Source organism: Paenibacillus jamilae (genome assembly GCF_050482105.1).
Lineage (GTDB): Bacteria > Bacillota > Bacilli > Paenibacillales > Paenibacillaceae > Paenibacillus > Paenibacillus jamilae_B.
The window spans coordinates 332,472-359,168 of sequence record NZ_JBCNHI010000020.1 but is presented as its reverse complement, the minus strand read 5'-3'; the positions used below and the strand labels follow the sequence as shown (position 1 = coordinate 359,168).

The window sequence follows — 26,697 nt, the reverse complement described above, 5'->3', positions numbered from 1 at the left end:
CAATAGCTAACGAGCGTTCCCGATCATCGGTAAGGTTATCCGTATGATTGAAAGTGTCGCAGGCATCATCATCGCCGCACCAATTGCCAGCATTGCACGCGCAGCAATCAAGACATTCGGAGCGGGCGCAAAAGCGGCCATAAGTGAGGCTGCTCCAAAGGCAATGAGACCCAGAGTAAAGAACCGTTTGTGACCAAAACGATCTCCCAATGTACCGAAAGCCGGCAATAATCCTGCCATAACCAAAGGGTATGCATTGACAATCCAAAGCTTTTCCGAAGCCGAAGCTGCAAGGTCATGCGTTAACCTCGGCAGAGCAGTATACAGCACTGTCATGTCTATAACTATAAGGAATAGAGCACTTGAGACAATAGCTAATACTAGCCATTTCTTCAAATTATACATTTCTGAAAAACCTCAGTTGAATTTTGAAACGTAAAAACAATAATTCCCCTTTCTATTTTATTGATTTCATTTCTCCAATCTTGATCCATAAAGCATTCTGTGCCACAAACTTAGCTATCTACATAGATCAGGTTATTACAAAATGATTAATAACTTGCCCTAAGCACAACTTCAGCTCCGCATACTACTGGAGACAATCAAAGAGAATGGCCCAAGCCTGTTCTTCCTGCTCCTGATAGTGCGTACTTACAGCGATTTTAATGGACACTAACTGATGTTCGGAATTTAGGTCTCGCTTGCTAAAGTGAAATACTTTTATGTCTTCACCAAGCCAATACGAGGAGAAAATATACCATTCCTTCTTTTTTGCTTCCATTTATATTCACCTGCAAATTTATTTTTGGATCTTTGCCTAATCCATACACCAATCCGTTCAGTATTCTGCAAGGCGATGTTTACCGAAGTTTATAACTATTTAATATCCTCTTGCCCCCAATAAGCCTTCATATCAACAATTTTCCCCACATCATTAAACGTCATGACATCAATGCAATGAATTTCTACTTCTCGACCATCTATAAGCGTATGAATTATGAAGGCCATCGCCCCTGCATCACTATGTGAGCCTCGAATCGGAGCCACTAATTCAAGTTCTCTAACGTTGCTAACAGCAGCATTATAGAATGAATCAATGGCCTCTCTACCTTCTATTATTCTTGCTCCACCAACGGGGTCTTCAATTCTAGCTTCATCAGAGAATAGAAAGCTTACGGCTTTTGCATCCTTTTTGTTAAACCCGTCAATATATCTTTGCATAATTTCTTTGATATGTGATTGTGATGGCATGATACTCACTCCCTATAAAATTGTTTTAACGGTGATTTTAAATATTCGATTCAGGTGACCTTTTTCAATCAATTTATGGAGTCAATTGATACCAGATATTTAAAATTATCCTATCTTCGCTCCATGCGAACGAGCAAAAAGTATCGCTTGTTCAATATCTAATCGGGAACCTTTGATATTGAACAAATTAAAATCTACCCCGTTCATATCAGCACCACGCAGGTCTGCGCCCTGTAAATTCGCTCTTAATAATACAGCTCCAGTAAGATCACTTTCTTTTAGATTAGATTTGGATAAAGTTGCATCGGAAAGATCCGCCTCAAGAAACCTGACTCCACTCAGGTCTTGTTTTTCTAACTTAACGTGCCTTAAGTTAGTATATGACCAGTCACCCCTTACTATTGTAATTCCATCTAGCTGAGCACCTGAAAAATTGGAACCTTTCATAATGCAATGTTCATATTTTGAAACAAAAAGATTAGCTTTACTAAAATTGCAGTTAATGAAAGCAGTTTCTTCATGAATTGATCCATTTAATTCGGCTCCATTAAAATTACATTCGATAAATCGGCAATCACTAGTGATGATTTCTTTTAATGAAGAATGAGCAAAAAGGCATCTTTCAAAGACACACTTTATATATTCCCCATAGCCCAAGTCTTGCCCACTAAAATTAATATTTTCAAAACGTTCTTCTACGTACTGCATATTGAGCCCCCTTTAATAGTTATTCCTATAAGGCCAAGTACTGATTAGATATGGTTACAATAGCACAACCCACTAATTTCTTGTGGAAAAGGGCCTTTGCTAGTTCGAAAGGCTATTCTTTGTTCTTCACCCCTTTGCATGACAATTATGACTGCTCTGCTATACAACTTTTCTTAACAAAGGCACCCGACCGATAATAAATTTCTTATAGTAAAAGTATATTGTAATCAGTACAATAAATTCAGCCAGTGGCACCGACATCCATACACCGTTTATTCCGAGAAAATGAGGCAGAGTCATTATAAAGAGTGACATCAGAATCATTTCTCTTGCCGCGGTGACCCAAATTGCCATTTTGATATGAGTGATTGATTGGAAGTATGTCATCATAACAAAGTTAATTCCCATAAAAACATAAGCAAAGACGAAAATTTTTATTCCGTTAACAGCTATATTTGTCACTTCATTTGAAAAGGTTCCGAAGATGCTGACGATCGGCGCAGTAAAGACTTGAGCTACCACCAGCAGCAATGCTCCTACTCCTATGGCAGTCCAAACCGCTATTTTTAGCGTTTGTCGTTTCTGATCTTCAAGTTTTCCACCGTGATAATAACTAATCAGTGGTTGTATAGCAGATCCTAGTCCAAGGAATGCTAACAGTACAACACTGTGAATGTAGTTTAGAATTGAGAATGCTGACACGCTGGCTGTACCGCCAAATCTCTCTAAAGTGATATTGTGAGCAACTGTAAAAACGGATACCCCCACTTCGGCAATAAAGCTTGAGAAGCCAATTACTAATGTAGTTATAACCAATTTTTTGTTCCATTTGAACTTTCTAAGTTTCAAATTGCTTGATTTCTTTAGGAAGTGTGGCAACAAGACTAACATACCTAAAAATGCTGCGATAATCGTTCCGAACGCCACAGCCGCAACACCTAATTCTAAAACATACAGAACAATAAAATTGATTACAATATTCGCTAAAGCAAAGGTGATCTGCGCAGCCATGGAGCGATTAGGGCTACCATCATTACGAACAAAAACGCTAAGTGTGTTCTCCAGGGTGAATACAAAACCGAACAACAATTTAACCTTTAAATAAGCTGACACATAAGGATACGTTTCTGCATTTGCACCAAGTGCGTAGATCAACTGTTCACGGAAAATAAAGGCTATAACCCCAATAACTAATGTAATCAGAACAATAAGGGTTACAGATTGGGAAAACACCTGCTTTGCTTTTGTAACTTTCTTTGCCCCCATAGCCTGGGAATAGATCGTAGCCCCTCCAATACTAATCCAAATGGATATGGCAAGAAACAATGTGTATACTGGACTGGCAATTCCGACTCCAGCAAGTGCTACGGAACCCAACTTATTACCAACCATCACCCCATCTACTACAACATTAAGTGCCACCAATAGCATTCCTAGGATTGATGGTACTAAATAACGAAGAAACGCCCTGCCAACTGACTGAGTTTCTAACGAAGTATCCCTGATAATTTGGTTCTTCATGATTCTCTCCTTTTTATCTCTGCAATAATACTGACCGTTCAGTAAGTGATATTATCATTTAATTTTTTCTTTTTCAAGCTTTTTTATGTTCAACTTGTCTCTGGATAATAATTCAAGGTATCTCGAAATTCCATACAAAACAAATTTTACCATTAAAGAACTACATAAAAAAATTGAAACAATCAAAAAAAAGTGTTATCATCTAGAACAAATGGTCAGTGTTTTGATTTAGGCTATTGTTTCATGCAAACGTAGTATAGGGAATTAAAAGAAGTCCTTACAAGAGGAGAGTACTGAAGAATGATTATTAGACGCAAAAACCATCTCTTAATTGGATTGGAGGCTAACAGCTATAGTCGAAGAGTTCTTTTAAAAGGAGCTCTGTTGGCCAAAAGCTTAGGTTATACTTTTGAGGTTTACGTTTTCTATTCAACTCTATATCAACATGCGATGTTTATGATATTGAACATTTATGAAATCAAGAAGTTAAGTAAACGATTAGGAACAACAAATCTTTCGATTCAAGAAAGCAAAAATGAACGCGTTACAATAAAAAGATTAACCTCTTATGCTAAACGTCATCAAATCACAGAAATTGTTGTGGGAAATAATTACAGAAACCGTTTGAGGAAAACAGTCTGGTTTGATAAATTCAATTACATTTTAAGGCGCTTTCCCAAAGTTGCGATTACTGTAATTAGTAGTAACCGATTAAATCCTTTTGAAAGTGGGGATTATGAGAATGGTAAATCAGCCTATATTAGTCGGCTTAATGGTGTCAAGTCAAAATATACTCTCAATTTCAAACCTATTCATCAAAAAGCCTATCAAGTTCTTTTTTTTAAAGATAAAAAATCAAATTTTGTAGATGGCCTGGTTGCATTGGTGCGAAAAGAACGCGTTATTTACTTTAAAGTGATTAATGGAGAAATCGTAGGTACGATTAAAGCCAAGAGACAGAATTAACCAAGGTAACTTAAACCGATTCTAAAAACAGAAATAAGTTAGGTGATAATTAATGTTGCCAATTAATATTATTTATGTTCAAAATCCAAAGATGGGCTATTCCATTCAAATGGTAACCATTGATGGCGATGAAATCATAACGTTCTTCTGTACAAACAGCAACTGTCAACTTCATTATTATACAGAGGATGGAAAAAAACATACCATCATACTTGATAAGATTGAATCAAAGCTATTCGAGCAAATATTGGATGAACAGATGGTTACAAGCTACGCGTGAAATAACACTGTATAGCAGGAGTACGATTGTTCCGCTATAATCATATTCGATGTTCTAATTCATTTTATTCAACCGTCGTAAACGATCTTACCATTCTGCTTGTTTACTTTTGCTTTTAATGCTAAGAAAACAGTGCATTGAAGCTCATTAATATATCCAGGAAACACAGGAGGAAAAAATGAATAAAAAAAAGATCCAGAGTAATATAACTCAAAAGCTTATTCTAGAAAAAGCAAAAGAACTATTTATTCAGAAGGGTTATGCAGCCACTTCCGTTGAAGAAATTTCAGCCGCTACTGGACATAGTAAAGGGAATATTTTTTATCACTTCAAAAGCAAAGAAGGCTTGTTTCTAAAAATGCTCGAAGATTGGGATAAAGAATGGGATGAGCAGTGGAATTTAAAAAAAGGACAATTCACATCATCGGCAGATCAGCTATACGAATTTGTTGAGCATATGGTCATCAACGAGATCAACCATCCATTTATAACAGTCGCCGATGAATTTTTCACAGCTGAAAAAACGAACAGCGAAGTGACCAAGCTTTTGGATCAAATGCTTGAACAACGTCTGGAACTCATCCAGCAGCTGTTAATCGATGGTATCCATTCGGGTGAGTTTGAAATTTCAGATACATTATTGGCAGCCAAGGTACTGGATAGCTTGTTTAATGGCATTGGCTTGATGTGCAAGAACTTAAGCATTGATCAAACACTGCTGCTCTATAAAACCTCAATTGATATTTTCCTTAACGGTATTTCAAAGAAGGTAAATACATAGGCTGGAGCTAATTTTCAATTATTTCCTTTGCCCCAGAATTCCATGGGAGCAGCCTTATCTCAAGATTGATTACATCGGGTAGGAGCTCTTCAAAAACTAAGGAGAAACAGAAGTGTTTAATTAGAATTCAAACAAGCACTTCTCTTCCTACCTACTCACTAAACAATAAAATTCACACATTCATCATAGTAAAGAAGTCCTCTAGGCCGTTCATGTCGGCAGAGAGGACTTCTTTTTCTTCATTTTTCTGTCAGCTTATTGGGTCCATTGAGATCTGTTCATTCTTTTTTACGACTGATCTGATCCATCGCCGCCTTTTGATTATAACTTCTTTTATACTTTACTTATTCAAATGATAAGGGAGAGTAGAAATAGTCACATTCTTGTTTTTAAACAGATAGGCGCGAATCAGGAGACTGGTTTGATTGTGAAGAATATTTTGCCACCAATGCTTAGTAATGAACTGTGGAATCAAAATCGTAATATGACCGGCACCTGATTTTTTCCATTCCACCGTTTCGATAAACTTTGCAAGCGGTCTAGTAATGCTTCTATAACGAGAGCGCAACACGATAAGACGAACACCGCAATCCCATTCAGCCCACTTCTTCTCCATTTTTTCAATATCCTCGTCGTCAAATCCAATATACACTGCTACAATGTCGCTACTCATAGATTTAGCATAGCTAATGGTATTCATGACGACTCGTGTAATACCTGCTACCGGAATAATGATGGTATTCCCCTTAACTTCTGGTTTTTCTGATTCCACATCAATTCGCAGTTGGTCAGCAACCACCATATAATGACGATGAATCTTCTGAAATAGCATATAAACCAGCGGAAGAAATATAAAGACCATCCATACTTGATTGAACTTGGTGATAAGAAATATCAAAGTAATCGAAAGAGTGGTCAGCATGCCAATACAGTTAATTATAAGCCGTATCAGCCATCCTTGAGGTTTTAATCGGTACCATCTGCGTATCATACCCAGCTGAGAAATGGTAAACGGAATGAACACTCCAAGAGCATATAAAGGAATTAAATTCTCTGTATAGCCATTGGAGACGACGGCAAGCCCCCCCGCCAACACAGCCAGAATAATAATACCGTTTGAAAAGCCCAGCCGGTCCCCACGAATCATAAAAGCATGGGGCATAAATTTATCCTTGGTCAGCATAAAGGCTAGTAATGGAAATGCTGCATAAGCAGTATTGGCTGCCAGAAACAAGATTAGAGCTGTTGCACCTTGTATGACGAAGTATGCTATACCGCGGCCAAAAATAGCTTCGGCAGTTTGGGACATAATGGTAACATCCTTGATTGGTGAAATTCCATAGAAGTATGCTAGCATACTAACGCCAAGGAACATAAAGCCAAGAATAATGCCCATCAGCGCCAGCGTAGAAGCTGCATTCTTCTCTGCCGGTGCTTTAAAGCTTGGTATGGCATTAGACACCGCCTCTACACCTGTCAATGCAGAGCATCCCGAACTGAACGCCTTCAATAACAGGAACAAGGAAACTCCTGATACCTGACCCCCGAAATCTGCACGGATTGGCTGTATATCACCTGTCGCTACCCGGAAGAGGCCAATAACGATCATCAAAACAATGACTACTACGAACAAATAGACTGGATAAGCCAAAACCGAGGCTGATTCCGTTATGCCTCTCAGATTCATGATTGTCAGAAAAAAAATCATCACTAATGCTATTACGATACGATAACGTTGAAGTTCTGGAAAAGCGGAGGTCACCGCATCGGTAGCGGAAGAAGTACTTACAGCAACTGTTAGAATATAGTCAATAAGAAGAGAGCCTCCCGCGACTAACCCCGTTCGAATGCCCAAATTGTCCTTGGCTACAATATAGGCACCTCCCCCAGAGGGATAAGAAAAAATAGTCTGGCGATATGAGAGCACCAATATGGCGAGTAAAGCCAAAACGGCAATTGAAATGGGAATGGAATACCACATGGCTGCAAATCCTACAGTAAAAAGAACAATCAACATTTGCTCTGTCCCATAAGCTACTGAGGAAAGGGCATCAGAAGACAAAATCGCCAAAGCCTTTAGTTTGCTTAGCTTCTCTTCCCCTAATTCTTGAGATTTCATTGGTTTACCGATTAAAAATCGTTTTAATCGTAATAACATTTCTTCCTCCGCCTCGTACTATTCAGTTTAGTTTTAATTCGAGATAATTTCCATTAATTGATTATTCCCCCAAAACAGAGAACCTACGCCTTGGCGAAGGTTCTAAGGAAAATAATTTTATTTAAACTTCCATTAATTCAAGTTGAATATACTTAAAATAATGATATGCCTAAATCGATCTGGCTACTTCATGGGCTTCACTAACGGCATTCAAAGCTCTACGGGCACGTACTGCGTCTCCAATCACATGAAAAGGAATATGATTCTTTTCACAATGATTTTGGAGATTTACATAACTTCTCGATCTTGCTCCAATTGCGACTACTACCGAATCGCACGTAGATGTTTTTATTTGGCCTTCCTTAGTCTCAATGACCACTCCATTTTCCTTGATTTCAAGACATTTGGTGTTCGTCAGAATATGAACTCCAGAATCGTTCAGGCTTTCCATGACACAAATCGACCGCAGCTCCCCCAGGTCTTTTGCCACTTTATCCTGCATTTCCAAGACAGTGATTTCAGTAGCTGTATCATGTAAATATTCGGCTACTTCCAAACCTACCAGGCCACCGCCAACGATTACTACTCTTCCCGCAACCTTTACTTGTCCAGACAAAACGTCATGAGAATTCGTCACTATTGACCGCTGACCGCCGGGAACTTTTAATTCCATCGGAGCAGCGCCTATTGCTGCAATGACCTCATCGGGTTTGATCTGCTCCATCAGCTCAGGAGTAACAAGAGTATCCAAGCGGATTTCAATTCCTTCCCTCCTAACCTGTTCCCCACGCGATAATGCCGCCGCCTTCATTTCCTCTTTTCTTGGCGCTTCGCCAGCTAAAGCGAACTGCCCACCTAATGTGGTAGAAGCTTCGCAGACAATTGGTTGGTGCCCTCTACGCTTCAGCACCATCGCTGCTTCCAATCCTGCAATCCCGCCCCCAGCTATTAGTACTTTTTTAGGGTTATTGGTAAGTTTCAATCTATACTCAGCTTCTCTACCCAATGCTGGATTTCGTAAACAAGTAATAAAAGGCACATCATTTGAGACGAATCCATCATAGCATCCTTGATTGCAAGCTACGCACTCAACAATATCTTCGCTTTTTCCAGCCTGCGCCTTATTGCAAAACTCTGGATCTGCAAGTTGAGCACGTCCCATGACCACCATATCCGCTTTGTCCTTTACCAGAATATCTTCAGCTTGTTCTGGAGCATTAATTCGCCCAACGGCTACAGTCAGCATTCCGGTTTCCTTCCGGATACGCGCGGCATTGTCTACATTAAACCCTCTGGGAAGGTCAATCGGTGGGACCTCGTATTTGATGGCTGCTGAGGAGAAGTTGCCGCGTGAAACATCGAGTACGTCAACACCAGCAGTTTTCGCCATTTTACAAAAATCGATTACTTCTTCAATAGTGAGACCACCATCCAGGTAATCATCATGTGCATCTATACGCATAAATAACGGCATACTTTCTGGAATACTACGCCGAATGGATTCGATACATTCAAGTAGAAAACGAGCCCGATTTCTTAAATCCCCTCCGTATTCATCGGATCTACGGTTAAAAAACGGACTTAAGAACGAATGAGGTGTATAATTATGGCCCGCATGGAACTCAATTGTGTCAAAACCTGCTTCTACCGCCCTGCGGGCAGCTTCTCCAAAAGCCGTCGTAGCTTCATGTAAAGTATCTATACTTGCTCCAGGAATAGTGTCCTCTGTTTCAGGTACAGGTACTGGACTCGGAATAATTATCATAGCCTCCGGATCACTGGCTACAGCCATTCCTCCCAGCCATAATTGGACTGCAGCTTTACCTCCAGCTGCATGGACCGCATCGGTTAATCGTTTCATTTCAGGAATGTATTTGTCATCAGCAATAGATAAAAACTTTTTGGGGGAGGCAGGACCATATACTGAACAAACCTCAACAATATTTAATCCACAGCCGCCCTCTGCTCTAGCAACATGATAATCAATAAGCTGCTTTGTGACATAGCGATCTTCAGTAGACATTTTAGTACCCATAGCCGGAAAAATAATCCGATTTTTAAGTTCTAATCCTCTAATTGTAATCGGGCTGAAAAGTGTCTGATATGCCATATAATATGCTCCCCTTCGTTTTATACAAGAATAAACATGTGATAAAATTCACAATGAACATCACAAAACTTACTCTGTACATCAAGTATAGAAGAGATTAGCCGGATATACAACATGTTTAAAACAATATGTTTGAATTTTAAGCGAACATATTTCTTATAGAGATTTTAAAGAGGTAATAAGCGCTTTTAAATAGTCTATTCTTGACTTTTGTTCTTTTAGTATGAACTTTTCAGACAAGGCTATGACCTCAGATTCAGTCGGATAATTGACTGCAGAAGTAAAAATTAAATATCTGTATTGGCAAGCTACTTTTTCTCCAGGTATTAAACTGTTCAAAGTTTGCTGAATTAACTCTCCAATTTCAAATACTATATCAACGACATTCTTTGATTTCACATCGGAATCGATTAATTCCAGTGAATGGGAGTGAATGACCATATTCCCGGGATATTGTAGTGCATATTCTATGATTTCGTTTGCTGCAAGAAGAAGTCTTTCCTCAAGGTCGTATTCTTCATTCTTCAAAATAGAAAGAACACTTTGCGAATTTTGGATATAAAATTCCTTTACCAATTGAAGCATCTCATCTTTTGAGCGGAAATAATAGTTTATGGCACTTACATTCACATTGGCTTCTTTGGCGATGGCACGTATAGAAATGTTGCAGCTTTTCTTCTTCCCCATCAAATAAAGCGCTCGATCAAGTATTTTTTCCTCTATATTTTTCAATTCTCTCATGAAGCCACCCCTTATATTAAACATGATACTCAGAAATTTTATCTTTATCCCTCTATTATGTCAAAAAAATAGCTAAAAAATGAAAGAAACCGCCTCACGTGATTAAAAATGTTAATTATTAAAGCAACCCGCGGCGTGCGAATGTGTAGACGGTGGCATCATTCCTAAAGACAAAGAGAACAAGCTCTTGACCAGGTTTGAGGACAAGAACTTGTTCAAATAAATTAAACCCAATGAACTGACATTTAAATTGATGGAGAAACATTGAAGTGGAAGATTCAATCATTAGTGCATCACATTTACTGCTCTAAGTCGCTTGCTTCCCCGCATATAAATTTTGGTACAAAGATTTAGGTAATTGTTTGGCCAACTTTATATACGCCCGGTTCATATGGGATATATCGTAATATCCAAACTCACAGGCAAGATCACTTAAAGAACGGGTTGGATTTGTCGAATAGTGATGAAAGGAATGTTGGAATTTTATAATTTCGTTCATTGTTTTGGGGGAATATCCGATATACTTATCAAATAATTTCCGGATGTAGCGAGAACTGTACCCCATAAAATTCTCCAAATCGCCAATTGTTTTATTTCCGTTATGATTAATCAAATAGAGACAGGCTTGCCTAGCAAGCTCTGACTGGTTATCCCCCACATTCTCAACACCGCCAAAAAATTCTTTACAATAATTCACTCTCTGGTCGAATGAATCAGTAGATATAATTTGTTGGAATAAGAGATCGAAGTTTGTGATTATTTCAGCACTATTAATATAAGTGATACTATCTTGCGTATTCCGCGATCTTGATAAAGGTGCATATTGTATTTGCCCCAACCATCCTGGTACAAATCTAATGCCAAAACCCGTTTCAGGGCGATGCACATCCAGAGAGTTAGTCTCAGTAGAGGCCAGCATTAAATAAGAACTTGCTTGACCTTCACAAAAATTGAATACAAGCTCGATGAGACCGTCTGGCAATATTGTAATGGCATTTGGAAAAGACGTTCCAATTTCATATTGATAAATTTCCCAAACCTTTCCGTGCAAAACATCATTTTCTTGCACCTTATAGCTATTCACAAAACACTTTTGTTCTAAATCAGGCTGACAAGGCTTGTATGAACTCCTGAGAAGTAGTCTATTCATTTTTTATCACCTCACCATACCGCTTAATTAGACTATGTTCAGTAAAATAACTCTTTTTTAAAACTATAGCATAACATCCTGTGCGTAGACAAAGGTTAGAATTATTAAGGAGACTGGGTCTCCGTCAATCCATTAGAAACAGTAGTTTTTGCAATTTTTGTTCTAGTAGTTAAGGTTAGCACGACAGTACCTATTAGAATCCAACTGAGCCCTACAATTTTTGCATCGGCACCTAAGCCCAGCAAAATGTATGTTGTAACTAGAAGGCCGGCAGCCGGGAAAATATAATGAATGAACCACTTGGATCTTACACCTGTTCTTAAGGAGTAAACAATGAGTGCCAAATTGACCAATATAAATCCACACAAACCACCGAAGGAGGAAAGTTCAGTCAAGAGAAGCAAGGGGACAAGTAAAGGAATAATCAATGAAACCACGCCCATGAAAATAATTGCTTTGGTAGGTGTTTTTCTTGTTGGATTCAGATAACCAAAAAATTTACGTGGGAGAACACCGTCCCTGCCTTGAGCATACAGTATTCGGCTTGCAGATGATTGGGCTGCGAGTGAAATGCCGATAAAAGAGCAAATCATACCAACCAATATAATCATGTTTAAAGTTGGCCCACCTACTAAAACAATAACTTCAGTGATGGCTGTATCCATATTTTGAATTGATTTATAATCCGGCATAATCAACTTTGCAGCATAAGTGGTAATTAAAAAGATGATTGTAAGTATACCGAGAGAGAGGAATACAGCTTTACTAAATTGTTTGGAGGTTCCTTGGGTTTCTTCAGAGAGGGTTGTCATAGATTCAAATCCAAAATAACACATGATGGCAAGTGCTGCACCACTTATGACAGGAGATAATCCAAAAGTGCTCTTATCAAAAATTGCTTGAGTGTTAAAAAAGGTCAGTGTATCCTGCGTAGCAATATAATAAATTACAGCTGCAAGGAATGCCACAATAGAGAACAATAAATACCCAAGCATAATCATATTAAATCTCGCCGCTACCTCAACACCAAAACAATTTGCCAAGACAACTAAGGTACTGACTAAAACCACCCAAATCCAAAAAGGAATAGCTGGTACCAAGACGTTTAGGTACAGCCCCACTTGCAATAAACAACTAGCAGGAATTAACACATAATCGAGCAACATGACCCAACCTGCAAAAAATCCTGCCAATGGATGAATTCCTTTGCCTGCAAAGGTATAACTAGATCCAGCAGATGGGAACAGTTTAACCATCTTGCTATAAGACAGTGCAGTGAATGAAATAGCAATAAAAGCGATTAAATACGATAGCATAGGATTACCCTGAGATCGAAACGAGGAAAATCCGAACATACTCATTCCAGCCATTGGATTCATAGCCATAAGGCCAAAGAAAACTAAATGTCTAAATTGAAGCGATTTTTTTAAAGTATCCACCATCAGATTCCTCCCCAAATGCCTTCTTCATTATTTGTGTAATGTAATATTACATTATTGCTATTATTTTAGCTCCATTTAGTACATTCAAATAGGATAAAACGGAACTTTATATGTAAAAACTCACCTTTATGTTATGTATTCTTACATAAAAAACACCACTACACCTTTCATTGATTTTCAAAACAAAACAAAAAAACGTGCCCCAACTGGGACACGCATGAGATTTAAGATTTAGAGTTATTAATAGAGCTCATCCAGCTTAGTGACTTTACGGTAAAGCTTCCCGCCCAACTTGCTCATTATTCTGGTAACGAATGATTCAGGTTCAATGACAGCTTCAGGGGAAAATACGCCTGATTGTGTTACTTTGCCCGCCAGTACATCAAGCACAACGTTAGCGCCGCAAAGCGAAGTTGGATCTTTTCCGTCATCTGTCATGAGCTGAACTTCGTACATGATTTGTGTCTGACTGCCATCAAGATCGCCCTCTATTTCCACCCGGAAAATAGCGCCTCCAGGATCAGAGCCAAGATCGACACTTAATGTTTCAATTCCTGCTTCAGAATTCAAAAATTCAGCAATAAAAGCACGAGGGGAAACACCTGATTTAGATAACTTCCCATTTCCGGCAAGACCCAGATCAATAATTTGTTTGTAAATTTTATTGCCTTCCTCCTGGAAGAAAGTTGATCTAACCGTTACGTTTTTTAATCCAGGAATATACTTAGGCAGAGTAACTGGTTCTGCATGACCGGAGAAACAAAATGTTTTTGTCCCAAACGGACCTTGAAGCTCTATACTCTTTTCTCCGCTCCATGCAGGGACGTTCTGGTGTTTGCCGTCGATAAACTGAGGCACATCACCTACTAAGCAATGAAACATGTGATCAACTACAGCAACAGATAAATTAGGTGCAAATGAACAACCCCAAGTGATATTGATTGACTCTGCTTTATCAAGCTGATTAACTCCCCATCTAGCTAAAACATTAGTCAATCCAGGTGTAGAGCCAGCTCCAAATATCACCGTGACACCTGCTTCTTTAGCTGCTTTATCGAATTTGTCCGTGTTAATTAATTCAAAAGCAACATCATAATCATCATTAATATCAACATAGTTGACTCCGCTGGCAATTGCTTGTTGGATAATTGGTAACGCAAAACGATGGAAAGGTCCTACACCATTAAACACAATATCGGCACCATTCAATACTCGTTTGACGTCATCCGGAATCGTTGCATTGAACTGAACAGCTTGCGCACCAATTTCATTTGCCAATTTTTCTGCAGCCTCGATGTTATAATCAGCAACCAAAATTTTGGCTGCAGGCACTTCTTCAGCTACATAACGAGCTACATCACTTCCAACATTACCACAACCAAGAATAACTACTTTGCTCATAAACTAACCCCCAGCTGTCCATTTTTTTGCCTTTTTAAAAGGCTGCACGTCCCAACCCATATAACACTAACTCGTTTCAAGTTACTGGTTACTCGAAATTGTCCCGTGCTTCCTTTATTATAAGAAACCAAACTTTCTTAAAATAGGACAAATCGGAATTATAGTCACTTGGTCGTAACGTTATCCCGAAAGAGCTTTCGAAAATGGGATAGCAACAAGGCAGTTCGCATCATCAGGCGATCCCCTCACCCATTCATTACGATGTTTATCATCAACTGTGTGAGCTTTTCGATACGTCAGATCTTTCTGATATATTAATCGTTATTAAAATTTCTTTTTCCAAGCATCAAAAGAGTCGGAGAAAATGTTAATTATGTCTTCAACTTCTTGCTTGTTAATAATGAGTGGAGGTGCAAACAAGCAACTATTGCCGTAACTACGAGTAAGCATTCCACGCTTATCAAGTTCGTCATTAAACAACTCTATTGTGGATTTCTCAAAAGGAACACCTTCATTTTTGTAATCCATAATTTCAAAAGCCCCTACCAGACCTTTAAATCGGATATTTGTTATTTCTGGATGTTCCTTTTGCAGTTGGTAGAATCCTTTTAAAAATTCCGCACCCATATACTTAGCATTATCAACCAAACCTTCTTGCTCGATAATTTCGATATTCTTTAGTGCCACAGCAGCACCTACTGGATGCCCGCTGTATGTGTATCCATGAATGAAATAGCTTACGGGGGAAGATCCCATTTCATCGACAATTTTTTCTCTAATGAGAACTGCTCCTAGTGGAAAATAACCGCTGGTGATCCCTTTAGCCACCAACATTAGATCCGGAACGACATCCCAATGGTTAACCCCAAACATTGCTCCCGTTCGTCCAAAGCCACATACAATTTCATCCGTGATCATGAGAATATCGAGTTCATCACAAAGAGAACGAATTGCTTGCAAGTATCCGTCTGGTGAAATATTAACTCCACCAGCCCCTTGGACAGGCTCAAGAATAACTGCTGCAATGGTATCAGCGCCTTCTTGTTCAATAATCCCACGAATACTTGATTCATAGCCTAGTTGGGACTTGTCCCCAAGTTCACATTCAGTCAAGTGCGGTTCAGCATGCAAAAAGCCTGGTGCATTGGAAGTGGAAAAATCACGAGCAGGAAATGCATCCGTTAGACTTGTTGCACCCACAGTAAGTCCATGATAAGCCCTTCGCAATCCAATTATTTTTGTTTTCTGTTCTTTACCTTTTAGCTTCCAATAATTACGAACAATCTTAATGGCAGAATCTGCGGACTCTGAGCCTCCTGACGTAAAGAAACTCACATTTAAGTCCCCAGGTGTTATGGATGCGAGTTTTTCGACCAATCGAATCACCGGTTCATGGGAATGGTCCACAAAGGTTGAAGCAAATGGTAGCAGATTCATCTGTTTCACAGCTGCTTCAGCAAGTTCTTTACGTCCGTGGCCAATATTAACATTCCACGCACCAGACATTGCATCAATGTACTGCTTACCCTCAAAATCTTTAAGATAAATACCATATCCTTCTTTTACAATTAAACCTGGTCCTTTTTGTAAATGCTCACTAATGCTAGACATCGGATGTAAGACATATCTTCTGTCAGCTTCTCTTAATTCTCCGATTGTTTTCTTGTCCATGGTCCACTGCTCCTTTTTTAATTACTCTGCTTTTTCTTTTTGCATCGAAAATGCCCCTTTGGATAGTTATCTCATGTTCTCGGCATGCACCTTCGTAGAATCTACATACGAAACATATGAATACCCCAAATCTTTGGCAATCACTTCGTAAGTAATAAAACCACCTGCAGTGTTGACCCCTTTAAGAAGCGATGCATTTTCTAATGCAGCGTTTGGCATTCCTTTGTGAGAGATTTCGAGTAAATAAGGAAGTGTTGCATTCGTTAACGCAATTGTTGAAGTGCGCGGGACAGCTCCTGGCATATTTGCTACAGCATAATGAAGAATACCGTGCTTCACATAGGTTGGTTCTTCATGAGTTGTCACTTTGTCCGCTGTTTCAACAATCCCGCCTTGATCAACGGCCACATCAATAATAACCGACCCTGGCTTCATTCTTTTCACCATATCTTCAGTAACAAGACGCGGAGCTTTAGCACCAGGAATAAGGACCGCACCAATGACAAGATCTGCCTCTGTAACAGCTGAATCGATATTGAAAGGATTAGAAACTAGTGTGTTAATTTGTGTTCCGAAAATATCATCCAGTTGTCTTAAACGATCCAATCTTAGATCTATAATAGTTACTTCTGCACCAAGACCAATTGCAATTTTTGCAGCGTTGGTTCCAACCACTCCTGCTCCAACAATTGTGACTTTGCCTCGTTTAACACCAGGTACACCACCAAGCAGGATTCCTTGCCCACCATTGTTTTTTTCAAGATATTGTGCACCAATTTGAGCTGCCATGCGACCAGCAACCTCACTCATCGGATGCAATAAAGGGAGTGTTCCATTGTTTTCAATTGTCTCATAAGCAATTGCCGTCATCTTGCTATCGATTAAAGCCTTCGCTAGGTCGGGTTCCGCAGCTAAATGCAAATAAGTAAACAGCAACAAATCATCGCGGAAATATTGAAACTCAGATGTCAACGGCTCTTTAATTTTTATAATAAGTTCTACATTATCCCAAACCTCTTTTGCTGTAGGTTGGATAATTGCACCGGCATCTTTGAAGTCATCGTCTAAAAAGCCACTTCCCAATCCTGCCGCTGTTTCCACGTAAATTTCATGGCCTGCTTTTTTCAATGCCATTACTCCTGCAGGCGTCATAGCAACTCGATTCTCATTATTCTTAATCTCTTTTGGTACACCAATTTTCATTTCCAAAGACCTCCTAAGTAATTATATGGATATCAAAACGGTACATATCGCATGAGGGGATTTATACAAAAGGAACTAAGCTGCATATAGTAAAAAATTGAACTCAGCTATATCTCGATGAATAATTATAGTGTAAGTAGTACGCTAAAAATAGTAAAAAAAGGAACTAGAGAGCAGGACTTCAGGTGTTAGCTAGGTCATGGTTAATTACTTATATCAACTACAGGATTCGTAAAGACGTTCAGTCTTTTTAAAATTGTGGGATCTGCCGTACGTTCACAGTTACAACTGCCCTGATTAGGGCCGTTTTTGTTTGATGTTTTGATATACATAATTTGTAGGAGTACACATTTGCATCACTTTATCTTACATAAAAATACAATCAGAGCAGCTAGTTCCGTTTTATCCTAGTTCACTTCATTGATCTGAACTACACTAAATAATATTTGAAATTTTATAAACAAGAATAAAGCATCTCGAGAAGAAATCTGATGTTGGAGACGTGAAAAATCACTTCCTTGAGACGTTTGGTTTTCTTTGGCCTTATGGCTACTGAATCCCAAGGCCGAAATGAGCACGATCGGATTTGCCTCATTTCGATCTCAGGGCAATCATATATACTTTCATATTTAATTCCATTTATTTTAGGACAATGTCTTCAAGCAAGATAGTTAAGTTGTTCCTTTTGCCGGCTTCAATACTTTCGCAAGTAACTAAAGCCTCGGGTTTATGTCATGTTACAGGTAGCTTTCATAGAACAAAACAACAAGAACAGGTGGTTCATATGGCAAACAAACGGAACATGGAGAACTGGCGCAAATCCATCTCCCATTCCCATAAACAGCAGGCGGACAAGCCGAGCAACGCCCGCCGGGGCGCAGAAAGGTACCAGTCTGAAAGGTGTAGCTTCCTCCCAAAAATAGCGAACCGTGGTACCCATATGGAGCGCCGCAGCAGCCGTGGCTCTGCGAGACCAGCCCATGGACGGGCCGATAGCGGACATAACGGAAGGCGTGGCCCATTTCCAAAAGCGGCCTGCAAAGGTGCTCTGCGGCAGCATCCGCAAGGTGGTAGGGGTACAAGCACAATACCGCTGGCCGGACGCCGAAAGGGGGATTGGTACGAAATCCGTCTACCCGAGCAATACAGTACCATTTCGGCATCGAACATACTACGGCTTTTACCCATTCCGCCTAAATTGGCAAGCAAGCTTCTTCAGGAAAATGGCGTCCAGATAAGCGTCAATCTATTGAAGCTTCGTCTCTTTTCTAAGGAACGGACGGGTATAGAAGCGGATTGGTATAATCTGAATGTTCTCTTCGAGGATGACTTTATGCTGATTGTTAATAAGCCTGCTGGCATGGAGGTTCATCCCAGCACTCACGGCCAGAAAGGCACCCTGGCCAATGCTGTGGCAGCCTACTTTGAAATGACCGGCAAGGCATGTAAGGTCCGGCCCATACACCGCCTGGACAAGGATACCACCGGTCCCGTGGTTTTCGCCAAAAATGAAGTTGCAAGTATTATTCTAGAAAAATCCCTGAAGGACAAGAATATCGACCGCTTGTATGTAGCCATTGCCGAAGGATCGTTCAGCAAGATGAAAGGCACGATTGACGCCCCAATCGGCCAGGATCGGCTCCATTCCACCCGTCGGCGGGTCAGTGAGACAGGCCTGCCTGCTGTTACCCATTACGAAGTGGCTGAACAGTTGGGTGAACATACTTTGGTGCGGCTTCGCCTTACTACAGGAAGGACCCACCAGATTCGCGTCCATCTCTCACATATCGGCCACCCCATTGCTGGGGACGGAATGTATGGCGGCAAGCGTATCTACATTTCCCGGCAAGCGTTGCACGGTGAGAGGCTCATCTACAATCATCCATGGACGGGCAAAAAAATTCATGTGTCAGCTCCAATACCTCAGGATATGCGTCAGGCTCTGGAAGCTCTCCGGAATCGATAAGGCTACGTCTTACATCCGTTCTCCAGTAATGCCGGATTCCCTGGGAGTCCGGCATTTTTAACGTGTTTATAAGAAAATTTCTAGGTTAAGCGGTGGGGAAAATCACGAGTTGCGTTATGCAAGCTTATTCTTTTTGCGCTTATATGGATGATGCATGATGAGTAATGTTGTCCGCTAGCATTTTGAAGTCAAATCGGCAACAAGATTGTGTTCTTGTCTTCTAACATTTTTCGTGGGACAAATACTTGACTCTTCTCCAGAGAGTTATTTAACACAAAGACGGCAGCCGATCATTTTGTCGGCTGCCGTCGTAATGTTTGCTCATCTTCCCATCAGTTATCCAATCTTAAACCTTTGGTGCTTTAAATTCGACGCCGGACACCGAACTGCCGGTTATAATCCTGAGCTTTCTGTTGTAGGAGTAATGTCTATATCACTACATATTTTGCTTCGGGATTGTACCATCAGTAGAAATGTAATCTAAAAAAATAGTGAAAACTTAGATTTTTATGAGTTCGAATTAAATTCGTCAAAAAATCGAAAAGTGGATGTAAGATTCTATTATTTTTGATCCATAGTTGCCTTTTTTCAGCTCTATTCCCCACTTAATAGAGAGAGGAGATGGAAGCTTATGACGGAAAATGGAACAAAAAGATCAATCGAGAAAGCATTCAGTAGTTACGCCATTACATGTCTTCGACACGCACAAAAAGATTATTTTAGAAAACTGCATCGCGATTCAAGTCATGTCATCCCTTTAGATGCAGTCACTTTTGAAGTCAGCATTAGCTTTCTTATTCACTCCCAAGAAGTATTGCAGTTTGAAAACGCTAACATTCTTTCTCAAATTTTAGATAATAGGCAATTTAGCGAACAGGAACAAAAAATTATATATCATAAATACTACGAAGATAAAACAGACAGAGAAATAGCCCAACTTCTAGGCATAAGCAGACAGGCTGTTTCTAAAAGCAAATCAAAGCTTCTGGTTAAACTTAAAAAACTCATCGAAAATTAATGGACATTTTAACATTCGTGCTCCTCCCTACTCATCTGTCATGGGAACTTGATTTGATGATAAAGGAGGATTACGCATGCACAGTGTTTGTTCATTACTTCATCAGGTTCAAAATGGTAACAAAGAAGCTGAGGCTCAACTGATTTCTCGCTATGAACCAATTATCAATAAGTATTCTAAGCATAACGGGATTATTGATGAAGATTGTAAACAACAGTTGACAATTACATTTATTCTGGCCGCCCGTCGCTTTGATATTACCCGGTACAAATAAGACACAGACGAGCCATGCAAGAAAAGCTTCTTGCATGGCTCGTCTATTACTAATTGCCGATAGGGTAAGCTCTACCGCTGAGCGATGGCTGGCTAGAGGAAACGGTAGTCCAGATGTACAAAACGGGCATGGGCACAAGGAGGTGGCCCGTTTTATTGAAAACATGTTTAGCAGCCACTACTCCCTCACAATCGTCAGTAATATACCGCCACCGTACCCGACGACATCTACAAGTAACAGAAGCACCCTTTAAAGAAAATTGTTTACCTAGATGTATGACTACGACGAGCGGTTTTGTCGAACGGGTCAAGCGCGGCTTCGTAGATATGGAGGTCAAGCAGAAACTAAATCAGATTATTGAGAAATTTTAGGGAATCCGTTGCCTTTTTCTAACCCAATTCCCATTTATATAACAGGAAGCAATCATTTGATTTAAAACTATTCTTGATTGCTCCTTGTTCCTTGAGAACTGCATATTATTTGTTTCAGGCACGTTCCTTTCCCTACTGTGAAAAACAGAAGCGACGAAGCGGGAGCGCCACGATAGCCTCCTTTCTAAGGCTTGAGCGATCATCTCTCCGGCTTAAATCATCCTGTGGTAGGATGAATCGCCATAACCAGAGAAAGGGATTATGATACTTCTGCCCGGCCAGCATCACAGCATTGGGGGCAGCTCGCTCGGATGAGGGGGAGTTCCGACGTTAAAGTCGAAGCTATGATGCTGACTTACCATCAGCAGCTTGAAACAACTCTTACCTTTAGTTCAATGGAGATGAAAAGCATAATGATCCCTATTAATTATGCTCGTGGCCCGCCGCGGACTAATACATATCCATTTGAAAGGGGTTCTTTACATGTCAGAACAATCAGCTCCATTCCTTGAAGAGACGAAGTGTCTCCTTGTACCAATGTTCGAACATTATCCCGACGTCGTAAACATACCGCAATTATGTGAAATGCTCGGCGGAATTAGTACTAAGAGTGCTTATAAACTTTTGAAAGCAAATCGAATTTCTCATTTTAAAATTGGCAGAACTTATAAAATACCCAAGATTCAAATTATTTCTTACCTTCAATCATTGATGCATACTCAACAAACAGATATAACAATTAACTTCAACACTTTAACGCATTGAATCAATGTTTTTACTATGTTATAATTGCAGTGTCAATGGTAAGAGATTGGGCTGCTAACCAAGGAGGGATATTTTCTTTATGGTAGCAGGCCACCTTCAGGAAAAGAAAGGTCTTTTTTATATTGTTCTGAACTACAAATATGGCGGAAAACGAAAAAGCAAGTGGATTCCCACCAAGCTTCCGGTAAAAGGCAACAAGAAAAAAGCGGAGACTATGTTGCTGGAAGCACGCAAGAATTTCGAACCTCCCTTAGAAGCCGTTCTGGAGAATGCTGAAGAGGTGATTGCTGAAGAAAACATTGAGCACACTGAGGAGCCCGATAAAAGCGAAGAAACGGAAGAGGACGACATTTTATTCGCCGATTTCATGGTGGAATGGCTTGAAATGGTGAAATACCAAGTTGAGATCACCACCCACGCGGCTTATAGTTTTGCTGTTAACACCAGAATTGTGCCGTACTTCCGGGAAAAAGGAATTTATCTGAAGGAACTACAACCCAGACACCTACACGATTTTTATCAGTATGTCTTGAAAGAATTCGGTCTGACCACGAACACCGTGCTGCATTATCATGCCAATATCCGACAGGCGCTGCAACATGCTTTTGAAATGGACAGGATTCCTTCAAATCCAGCAGACAAGGTCAAGCGACTCAAGAAGAACCAATTTATCGGGAGTTACTATACGAGTGATGAACTAAACGATTTGTTCGAAGTCGTGAAAAGCGATCCGGTTGAGTTGGCTGTCATTCTGGCTGCTTTTTACGGGCTGCGGCGAAGCGAAATCGTCGGACTCAAATGGGACGCCATCAACTTTCAGCATCAGACGATTACCATTAAGCACACGGTTATCCCTGTATCATATCAGGGCAAACAAATCATTGTGGCGAAAGACCGGGCCAAAAACAAAGCGAGTTATCGCACTTTACCGCTCGTTCCCGTCTTCCTTGAACTGCTTTTACGGCTGCTGGAAGAGCAGCAAGTGAATCGGGCTTTGTACAAGGACTCTTATAGCAACGTATATCAAGACTACATTTACGTCAATAAGCTGGGAGAGCGAATTAAGCCGGGTTATATTACTCAACATTTTCCACTCGTCCTGAAAAAGCATAGTTTACGGCGAATTCGGTTTCATGATCTTCGGCACAGTTGTGCTAGTTTACTTCTTGCTAACGGCATCAGTTTAAAGGAAATTCAGGCATGGTTGGGGCATAGCCATTATTCCACGACCGCCAACATTTATGTTCATCTTGAATACAGTTCAAAGCTTTCTTCAGCGCAAGTGATGAGCAATGCATTGCAAATTCCGAGTATGCAAAAAGCTCCAGAATCTCCGCGAGAGGAAACTCAAGAGCTCGTTCATTGTTAGGTTGGTGCGGTCGAGAGGACTCGAACCTCCACGGGGGGTTAGCCCACACGGACCTGAACCGTGCGCGTCTGCCAATTCCGCCACGACCGCATATACTTGTCGTCTACATTGAAAGAAGCAATCTTTCTTAGTGACAAGATAGATCATACCATGCCTATATAAAGTTGTCAAACCTTTTATTTCTTCTTGATAAAAAAGGAATAATATATTATAATAAGAACACAGGTTCTTAGGAACATAGGTTCCTTTACTTCAATGACTATGAATTATCATCACATTTCCCCAAAGGCGGTGAATGGTAATGATTTCTTTAGATACGACTCAGCATCAATGCTCACTTGTGAAAAGTTATCTGCTCCTGACCTTTATTCAAAAAGTATTTGAACGGGACAGTCTAATTCTTGAAGAAAGCGGCGTGCTGAAAACCCCTGATCTTTATGTCGAAATGGTTAACGCAGGTATAGATCGTACAGGAATCCTGCTTTCTGAAATTAAACATGAATTTAAGAAGCATCACATTCGTGTTTTAGACATACAACAAAACCACTCCGGCGTTCACGCCACCTATATATATAAAGGAGCTAAAGAGCAGTTCAGTATACCTATGCCCGCATTCCGCAAAGAAATGTATGAACGAATGCGAGCTTATCTGGGGCTCTCTACCTCTATGCCTCATACGGCTGCTCTTCCTTTACCAGAGAAATATCGCCCCGAATCACCAAATAACTCAACCCCCAAACCTCTACGTGTTGTTGGGCGCAGTTGGGCGGCATCCTCTTCTGCCTATAATCATAAAACCCCTCGCCCTACTGCTTTTGCTACAAGCAGAAGAGCGTAATTCTCCCATTACACGTAAAAAGAAGCTTCCGCAGGCACCAACTGTGCTCGGAAGCTTCTTTCCATAACCATCACGTTCGAATTAATTTATGTCCGCTACTATCTAGTATAGAATTATGATGATTCGCTTTAATGTAGCGCCTTCTGTACACGTGTAACCCCTTGACTTAGAGCATGTCCTCCACCAACTGCAGCGGCTACAGCAACAGTCTCCATAATCTCCTGATCATTGGCTCCTTTAGAACGCGCCTCATTTACATGATAAAACGTACACACCTCGTTGTTCGCAAATAGGCCAATACCTAACGCGATCAGTTGCTTGGTTTTTTCATCTAAACTGCCGGCTTGAAAGCATTCTCCAGTAAAGCGATGATAGGCATGAACTACCTCGGGCAACTTGTCTTCCAAATGGCTGATTTGATCCTTATAAGCATGTACTTTTTCGTCCATAACCGTCATTAACACAGCACGCCCTCTCTGTTGAGTTTTCCTTCCTTACTGTGTCCGGTTTAGAGTTTCTGTATGCCTAATGAAATACCCCGTTTTATATCCAATCTGCATTTGGAATTTGTTGCTTAATCCAGATCTATCGGATTGTGACGCGGCTCGCTGAACGGCTGGTATGTATAGCTACGATCCAACTTGACGACACGTCGATTCTGGCGGCGAATAAGCACCTGTTCCTCATCCCAGGCCAGTACAATGCCAACAACATCGTTGGACTCCAATCCATCGCGTACGACGCGTACCTTTTCACCAGAAAGTCGGTAAGCATCCAATTCTTCGTCCATAATCATTCTTTTTCCCTCCTTATCCATTTTTTCAACACACGGCCGTAATTTTATTCACATAAAAAGTTTAAAAAGAGACCTAAACGGATCATTTAGGTCTCTTTCCTCTTACTACTTATATGGATTGCCAACAGAGCAACAAATTATCCCGACTGATTTACACTGTGATCATGTTCTTTTGTATCATTCTTCTCGTACCAGAAGTCCAGCACTTGTGCAGACAACACTCGCTGATTTACATACTCCACTTGGTGAGGAGTAAATTCTTCTTTCCAAGAGAAGGATAATTCTTCGCATAGGTTAACCAACGTCAACAACTCAGACCAGGCCACATAGCGTTTATACCAAAAAAACTGAGGATGTTCAATCATATAGGGATACAAATCGTCGAATTCCGTATGCTTACAATCCAAGGCGCGTTCAAAATGTACTTTAGCCGCTGCCAGTTTTTCCAGAAAAAACTGTTCGGTCAATTGTTCATTCCCCATGTTGCTGCCTCCTCTCCCAAACCTTATCTATATTATAAGCGAAATCAATGCTCATGCAAAGGTTATTATTAGAAATAAGGATTCGGAGTTTCGAATTGTTACTATTCAGCAAACTCTATCTTACCATCAGCCAATGATGAAATTTTAACCAATGATTCTACACGAATGCCCTGCTCACGGATGGTTCTCGCTCCAGCCTGAAACATTTTTTCAACCGCAACTCCGAATCCCACCAACTCCGCTCCGGAGCGTTGAATAATTTTAACCATGCCCCGAGCTGCATCACCATTAGCAATAATATCATCAATGAACAAAACACGATCGTGTTCATGAATAAATTGACGGGACAGCATAATATCCGTGACAATCCCTTTTGTAAACGAAGGTACGCGCTCACAAAGCGCATCCGGATCAGCTAATAAAGTTTTTTTGCGACGAGCAAATACCAACGGCACACCCAATTCCAACGCTGTCGCAAACCCGATGGCAATGCCTGAGGATTCCACGGTCACTACTCTGGTAATTTTTTCTTCCCGGAAACGGGCTGCGAACTCTCGTCCCATTTCCATAGTCAGCTCTGGGTCAACCTGGTGATTAAGCAATCCATCCAGCTTTAGCACCTGATCTGACGCAATCACGCCTTCATCTAAAATTCGTTTCTTTAATACTTCCATTCCATGACCTCCCACGGCATTCCTATGCGGTAAAAGTACCATATTTCACCCACCGCTTTCAAGCTATTGCCTGCGATCCGTGCAGTCATATGACATTTTTTTTACGTTTGTTCCAGAACCATGCGATGATTCCTCCCAAAACGATTAAAAGAATAACGATCAAACCTACCCGGTGAGTCACCTTCTCCATCAGCCTCGCCACCTGCTCCCAGTGCATGCCCACCGCATGTCCGATCCCCAAAAATGTACCACACCATAGCAACGCTCCTGCTGAAGCATAACTGATATAGCGAAAAACACCTAAACGAGTTGTACCTGCCAGATAGGATGATACATGTCTCAGACCGGGAACAAAATAACCGAATAAAATTCCCCAGGTCCCATAACGCCCAAACCAATTTTCGGAAGAAGCAATCCGAGAGGGCGTAAGCCTCACCCATTTACCATATCGGTGCAATAGCGGCTTGCCCAGCAGACGCCCCAGTGTGTAGCTAAGCATCATGCCTGTCATACTACCGAAAAATGTGACTGCCAGCGCGGCAATAAAGTTGTAGTGTCCTTGAGACACGAGCCCGCCAAAGGCGATCATTAGCACTTCGTCGGGTATCGGCATACCAGCTACTCCAAGGGCAAGCAAGCCGAACATTGCCAAATATCCGTATTCCAGTATCCATGCAAGGATTTGACCCATAAATTACGCTCCCGTCAAGCTATTCATTAAATGCAGTATAATTATTTTCAGTCTCATCCAGTCATGTCCT

Annotated in this window: 27 protein-coding genes, 1 tRNA gene and 1 pseudogene; 10 read left to right on the top strand and 19 right to left on the bottom strand. The window is 40.6% G+C overall.

Features of this window, described 5'->3' with window-relative positions; genetic code table 11:
- Positions 1-6: 6 nt before the first annotated feature.
- From ABEW32_RS20570 to ABEW32_RS20550, 5 genes are all read right to left on the bottom strand, one after another.
- Positions 7-336 carry an MFS transporter gene (locus ABEW32_RS20570; protein ID WP_430191275.1) on the bottom strand — a complete coding sequence of 110 codons (330 nt, stop codon included), beginning with the start codon at positions 334-336 and terminating at the stop codon, positions 7-9.
- A gap of 253 nt (positions 337-589) precedes the next feature.
- Complete coding sequence (locus ABEW32_RS20565; protein ID WP_430191273.1) at positions 590-781, bottom strand: hypothetical protein; 192 nt, start codon at positions 779-781, stop codon at positions 590-592.
- 95 nt (positions 782-876) lie between these two features.
- The gene (locus ABEW32_RS20560; protein WP_430191271.1) at positions 877-1,251 is read right to left on the bottom strand and encodes a nuclear transport factor 2 family protein; all 375 of its coding nucleotides are present in this window, start codon (positions 1,249-1,251) and stop codon (positions 877-879) included.
- Between the two features lie 105 nt (positions 1,252-1,356).
- Positions 1,357-1,959, bottom strand: a complete 603-nt coding sequence (locus tag ABEW32_RS20555) for a pentapeptide repeat-containing protein (RefSeq protein ID WP_430191269.1) — start codon at positions 1,957-1,959, stop codon at positions 1,357-1,359.
- Positions 1,960-2,118: 159 nt separating this feature from the next.
- The gene (locus ABEW32_RS20550) at positions 2,119-3,480 is read right to left on the bottom strand and encodes an MATE family efflux transporter (protein ID WP_430191267.1); all 1,362 of its coding nucleotides are present in this window, start codon (positions 3,478-3,480) and stop codon (positions 2,119-2,121) included.
- A 300-nt stretch (positions 3,481-3,780) separates the two neighbouring features.
- Between ABEW32_RS20550 and ABEW32_RS20545 the strand changes: the two genes are divergently transcribed.
- The 3 genes from ABEW32_RS20545 to ABEW32_RS20535 all read left to right on the top strand — a co-directional run bounded on the left by ABEW32_RS20545 (position 3,781) and on the right by ABEW32_RS20535 (position 5,507).
- Positions 3,781-4,446 (top strand): adenine nucleotide alpha hydrolase family protein, encoded by a 666-nt coding sequence (locus tag ABEW32_RS20545; RefSeq protein WP_430191265.1) that lies wholly within the window; start codon positions 3,781-3,783, stop codon positions 4,444-4,446.
- A gap of 52 nt (positions 4,447-4,498) precedes the next feature.
- Entirely contained in the window at positions 4,499-4,726 is a 228-nt protein-coding gene (locus ABEW32_RS20540; RefSeq protein WP_430191263.1) for a hypothetical protein, read from the top strand.
- Positions 4,727-4,904: 178 nt separating this feature from the next.
- Complete coding sequence (locus ABEW32_RS20535; RefSeq protein WP_430191261.1) at positions 4,905-5,507, top strand: TetR/AcrR family transcriptional regulator; 603 nt, start codon at positions 4,905-4,907, stop codon at positions 5,505-5,507.
- Positions 5,508-5,847: 340 nt separating this feature from the next.
- Here the strand turns inward: ABEW32_RS20535 and ABEW32_RS20530 are convergent, their stop codons facing one another.
- The 8 genes from ABEW32_RS20530 to ald all read right to left on the bottom strand — a co-directional run bounded on the left by ABEW32_RS20530 (position 5,848) and on the right by ald (position 17,383).
- Positions 5,848-7,665: an APC family permease gene (locus tag ABEW32_RS20530; RefSeq protein WP_430191259.1), complete on the bottom strand. Its 1,818-nt coding sequence runs from the start codon at positions 7,663-7,665 to the stop codon at positions 5,848-5,850.
- Between the two features lie 169 nt (positions 7,666-7,834).
- Entirely contained in the window at positions 7,835-9,775 is a 1,941-nt protein-coding gene (gene baiCD / locus ABEW32_RS20525) for a bile acid Fe-S flavoenzyme BaiCD (RefSeq protein WP_430191257.1), read from the bottom strand.
- A 156-nt stretch (positions 9,776-9,931) separates the two neighbouring features.
- A complete protein-coding gene (locus ABEW32_RS20520; protein ID WP_430191255.1) occupies positions 9,932-10,516 on the bottom strand; it encodes a TetR/AcrR family transcriptional regulator in 585 nt (194 codons plus the stop codon).
- Between the two features lie 307 nt (positions 10,517-10,823).
- Positions 10,824-11,666, bottom strand: coding sequence for a helix-turn-helix domain-containing protein (locus ABEW32_RS20515; RefSeq protein ID WP_430191253.1), 843 nt, complete (start codon positions 11,664-11,666; stop codon positions 10,824-10,826).
- A gap of 104 nt (positions 11,667-11,770) precedes the next feature.
- On the bottom strand, positions 11,771-13,108 hold the full coding sequence (locus ABEW32_RS20510; protein WP_430191251.1) for an APC family permease: 1,338 nt from the start codon (positions 13,106-13,108) through the stop codon (positions 11,771-11,773).
- Positions 13,109-13,348: 240 nt separating this feature from the next.
- Positions 13,349-14,509, bottom strand: a complete 1,161-nt coding sequence (locus ABEW32_RS20505; protein WP_430191249.1) for a saccharopine dehydrogenase family protein — start codon at positions 14,507-14,509, stop codon at positions 13,349-13,351.
- Positions 14,510-14,833: 324 nt separating this feature from the next.
- Positions 14,834-16,180: an aminotransferase family protein gene (locus ABEW32_RS20500; RefSeq protein WP_430191247.1), complete on the bottom strand. Its 1,347-nt coding sequence runs from the start codon at positions 16,178-16,180 to the stop codon at positions 14,834-14,836.
- A gap of 66 nt (positions 16,181-16,246) precedes the next feature.
- Positions 16,247-17,383 carry an alanine dehydrogenase gene (ald, locus tag ABEW32_RS20495; RefSeq protein WP_430191245.1) on the bottom strand — a complete coding sequence of 379 codons (1,137 nt, stop codon included), beginning with the start codon at positions 17,381-17,383 and terminating at the stop codon, positions 16,247-16,249.
- Between the two features lie 784 nt (positions 17,384-18,167).
- Here ald and ABEW32_RS20490 point away from each other — a divergent pair.
- The 6 genes and pseudogenes from ABEW32_RS20490 (at position 18,168) to ABEW32_RS20465 (ending at position 23,146) form a co-directional block, all read left to right on the top strand.
- Positions 18,168-19,349 carry an RluA family pseudouridine synthase gene (locus ABEW32_RS20490; protein WP_430191243.1) on the top strand — a complete coding sequence of 394 codons (1,182 nt, stop codon included), beginning with the start codon at positions 18,168-18,170 and terminating at the stop codon, positions 19,347-19,349.
- 631 nt (positions 19,350-19,980) lie between these two features.
- The gene (locus tag ABEW32_RS20485; RefSeq protein WP_430191241.1) at positions 19,981-20,367 is read left to right on the top strand and encodes a sigma-70 family RNA polymerase sigma factor; all 387 of its coding nucleotides are present in this window, start codon (positions 19,981-19,983) and stop codon (positions 20,365-20,367) included.
- Between the two features lie 76 nt (positions 20,368-20,443).
- Positions 20,444-20,641 carry a helix-turn-helix domain-containing protein gene (locus ABEW32_RS20480; RefSeq protein WP_430191239.1) on the top strand — a complete coding sequence of 66 codons (198 nt, stop codon included), beginning with the start codon at positions 20,444-20,446 and terminating at the stop codon, positions 20,639-20,641.
- A gap of 83 nt (positions 20,642-20,724) precedes the next feature.
- Positions 20,725-20,875 (top strand): annotated as a pseudogene (locus ABEW32_RS20475) (transposase); the annotation flags it as partial.
- Between the two features lie 566 nt (positions 20,876-21,441).
- A complete protein-coding gene (locus tag ABEW32_RS20470; protein WP_430191237.1) occupies positions 21,442-21,777 on the top strand; it encodes a helix-turn-helix domain-containing protein in 336 nt (111 codons plus the stop codon).
- A 79-nt stretch (positions 21,778-21,856) separates the two neighbouring features.
- Positions 21,857-23,146 (top strand): tyrosine-type recombinase/integrase, encoded by a 1,290-nt coding sequence (locus tag ABEW32_RS20465; RefSeq protein WP_430191235.1) that lies wholly within the window; start codon positions 21,857-21,859, stop codon positions 23,144-23,146.
- A gap of 2 nt (positions 23,147-23,148) precedes the next feature.
- On the opposite strand, the gene ABEW32_RS20460 is transcribed toward ABEW32_RS20465, so the two are convergent.
- Positions 23,149-23,236 (bottom strand) — tRNA-Leu (locus ABEW32_RS20460).
- A 211-nt stretch (positions 23,237-23,447) separates the two neighbouring features.
- Between ABEW32_RS20460 and ABEW32_RS20455 the strand changes: the two genes are divergently transcribed.
- A complete protein-coding gene (locus ABEW32_RS20455; protein ID WP_430191233.1) occupies positions 23,448-23,984 on the top strand; it encodes a YhjD family protein in 537 nt (178 codons plus the stop codon).
- Positions 23,985-24,112: 128 nt separating this feature from the next.
- On the opposite strand, the gene ABEW32_RS20450 is transcribed toward ABEW32_RS20455, so the two are convergent.
- From ABEW32_RS20450 to ABEW32_RS20430, 5 genes are all read right to left on the bottom strand, one after another.
- Positions 24,113-24,442 (bottom strand): carboxymuconolactone decarboxylase family protein, encoded by a 330-nt coding sequence (locus ABEW32_RS20450; protein WP_430192006.1) that lies wholly within the window; start codon positions 24,440-24,442, stop codon positions 24,113-24,115.
- A gap of 116 nt (positions 24,443-24,558) precedes the next feature.
- Positions 24,559-24,780, bottom strand: coding sequence for a hypothetical protein (locus ABEW32_RS20445; RefSeq protein WP_430191231.1), 222 nt, complete (start codon positions 24,778-24,780; stop codon positions 24,559-24,561).
- A gap of 137 nt (positions 24,781-24,917) precedes the next feature.
- Entirely contained in the window at positions 24,918-25,262 is a 345-nt protein-coding gene (locus ABEW32_RS20440) for a hypothetical protein (RefSeq protein WP_430191229.1), read from the bottom strand.
- A 101-nt stretch (positions 25,263-25,363) separates the two neighbouring features.
- The gene (locus tag ABEW32_RS20435; RefSeq protein ID WP_063209201.1) at positions 25,364-25,936 is read right to left on the bottom strand and encodes a xanthine phosphoribosyltransferase; all 573 of its coding nucleotides are present in this window, start codon (positions 25,934-25,936) and stop codon (positions 25,364-25,366) included.
- An 85-nt stretch (positions 25,937-26,021) separates the two neighbouring features.
- Complete coding sequence (locus ABEW32_RS20430; RefSeq protein WP_430191227.1) at positions 26,022-26,627, bottom strand: DedA family protein; 606 nt, start codon at positions 26,625-26,627, stop codon at positions 26,022-26,024.
- Positions 26,628-26,697: the final 70 nt, after the last annotated feature.

Coding starts and splice junctions, on each gene's coding strand:
- ABEW32_RS20570 (WP_430191275.1), bottom strand. CDS start 336: ATGACAGTGCTGTATACTGCTCTGCCGAGGTTAACGCATGACCTTGCA.
- ABEW32_RS20565 (WP_430191273.1), bottom strand. CDS start 781: ATGGAAGCAAAAAAGAAGGAATGGTATATTTTCTCCTCGTATTGGCTT.
- ABEW32_RS20560 (WP_430191271.1), bottom strand. CDS start 1,251: ATGCCATCACAATCACATATCAAAGAAATTATGCAAAGATATATTGAC.
- ABEW32_RS20555 (WP_430191269.1), bottom strand. CDS start 1,959: ATGCAGTACGTAGAAGAACGTTTTGAAAATATTAATTTTAGTGGGCAA.
- ABEW32_RS20550 (WP_430191267.1), bottom strand. CDS start 3,480: ATGAAGAACCAAATTATCAGGGATACTTCGTTAGAAACTCAGTCAGTT.
- ABEW32_RS20545 (WP_430191265.1), top strand. CDS start 3,781: ATGATTATTAGACGCAAAAACCATCTCTTAATTGGATTGGAGGCTAAC.
- ABEW32_RS20540 (WP_430191263.1), top strand. CDS start 4,499: ATGTTGCCAATTAATATTATTTATGTTCAAAATCCAAAGATGGGCTAT.
- ABEW32_RS20535 (WP_430191261.1), top strand. CDS start 4,905: ATGAATAAAAAAAAGATCCAGAGTAATATAACTCAAAAGCTTATTCTA.
- ABEW32_RS20530 (WP_430191259.1), bottom strand. CDS start 7,665: ATGTTATTACGATTAAAACGATTTTTAATCGGTAAACCAATGAAATCT.
- baiCD (WP_430191257.1), bottom strand. CDS start 9,775: ATGGCATATCAGACACTTTTCAGCCCGATTACAATTAGAGGATTAGAA.
- ABEW32_RS20520 (WP_430191255.1), bottom strand. CDS start 10,516: ATGAGAGAATTGAAAAATATAGAGGAAAAAATACTTGATCGAGCGCTT.
- ABEW32_RS20515 (WP_430191253.1), bottom strand. CDS start 11,666: ATGAATAGACTACTTCTCAGGAGTTCATACAAGCCTTGTCAGCCTGAT.
- ABEW32_RS20510 (WP_430191251.1), bottom strand. CDS start 13,108: ATGGTGGATACTTTAAAAAAATCGCTTCAATTTAGACATTTAGTTTTC.
- ABEW32_RS20505 (WP_430191249.1), bottom strand. CDS start 14,509: ATGAGCAAAGTAGTTATTCTTGGTTGTGGTAATGTTGGAAGTGATGTA.
- ABEW32_RS20500 (WP_430191247.1), bottom strand. CDS start 16,180: ATGGACAAGAAAACAATCGGAGAATTAAGAGAAGCTGACAGAAGATAT.
- ald (WP_430191245.1), bottom strand. CDS start 17,383: ATGAAAATTGGTGTACCAAAAGAGATTAAGAATAATGAGAATCGAGTT.
- ABEW32_RS20490 (WP_430191243.1), top strand. CDS start 18,168: ATGGCAAACAAACGGAACATGGAGAACTGGCGCAAATCCATCTCCCAT.
- ABEW32_RS20485 (WP_430191241.1), top strand. CDS start 19,981: ATGACGGAAAATGGAACAAAAAGATCAATCGAGAAAGCATTCAGTAGT.
- ABEW32_RS20480 (WP_430191239.1), top strand. CDS start 20,444: ATGCACAGTGTTTGTTCATTACTTCATCAGGTTCAAAATGGTAACAAA.
- ABEW32_RS20470 (WP_430191237.1), top strand. CDS start 21,442: ATGCTCGTGGCCCGCCGCGGACTAATACATATCCATTTGAAAGGGGTT.
- ABEW32_RS20465 (WP_430191235.1), top strand. CDS start 21,857: ATGGTAGCAGGCCACCTTCAGGAAAAGAAAGGTCTTTTTTATATTGTT.
- ABEW32_RS20455 (WP_430191233.1), top strand. CDS start 23,448: ATGATTTCTTTAGATACGACTCAGCATCAATGCTCACTTGTGAAAAGT.
- ABEW32_RS20450 (WP_430192006.1), bottom strand. CDS start 24,442: ATGACGGTTATGGACGAAAAAGTACATGCTTATAAGGATCAAATCAGC.
- ABEW32_RS20445 (WP_430191231.1), bottom strand. CDS start 24,780: ATGATTATGGACGAAGAATTGGATGCTTACCGACTTTCTGGTGAAAAG.
- ABEW32_RS20440 (WP_430191229.1), bottom strand. CDS start 25,262: ATGGGGAATGAACAATTGACCGAACAGTTTTTTCTGGAAAAACTGGCA.
- ABEW32_RS20435 (WP_063209201.1), bottom strand. CDS start 25,936: ATGGAAGTATTAAAGAAACGAATTTTAGATGAAGGCGTGATTGCGTCA.
- ABEW32_RS20430 (WP_430191227.1), bottom strand. CDS start 26,627: ATGGGTCAAATCCTTGCATGGATACTGGAATACGGATATTTGGCAATG.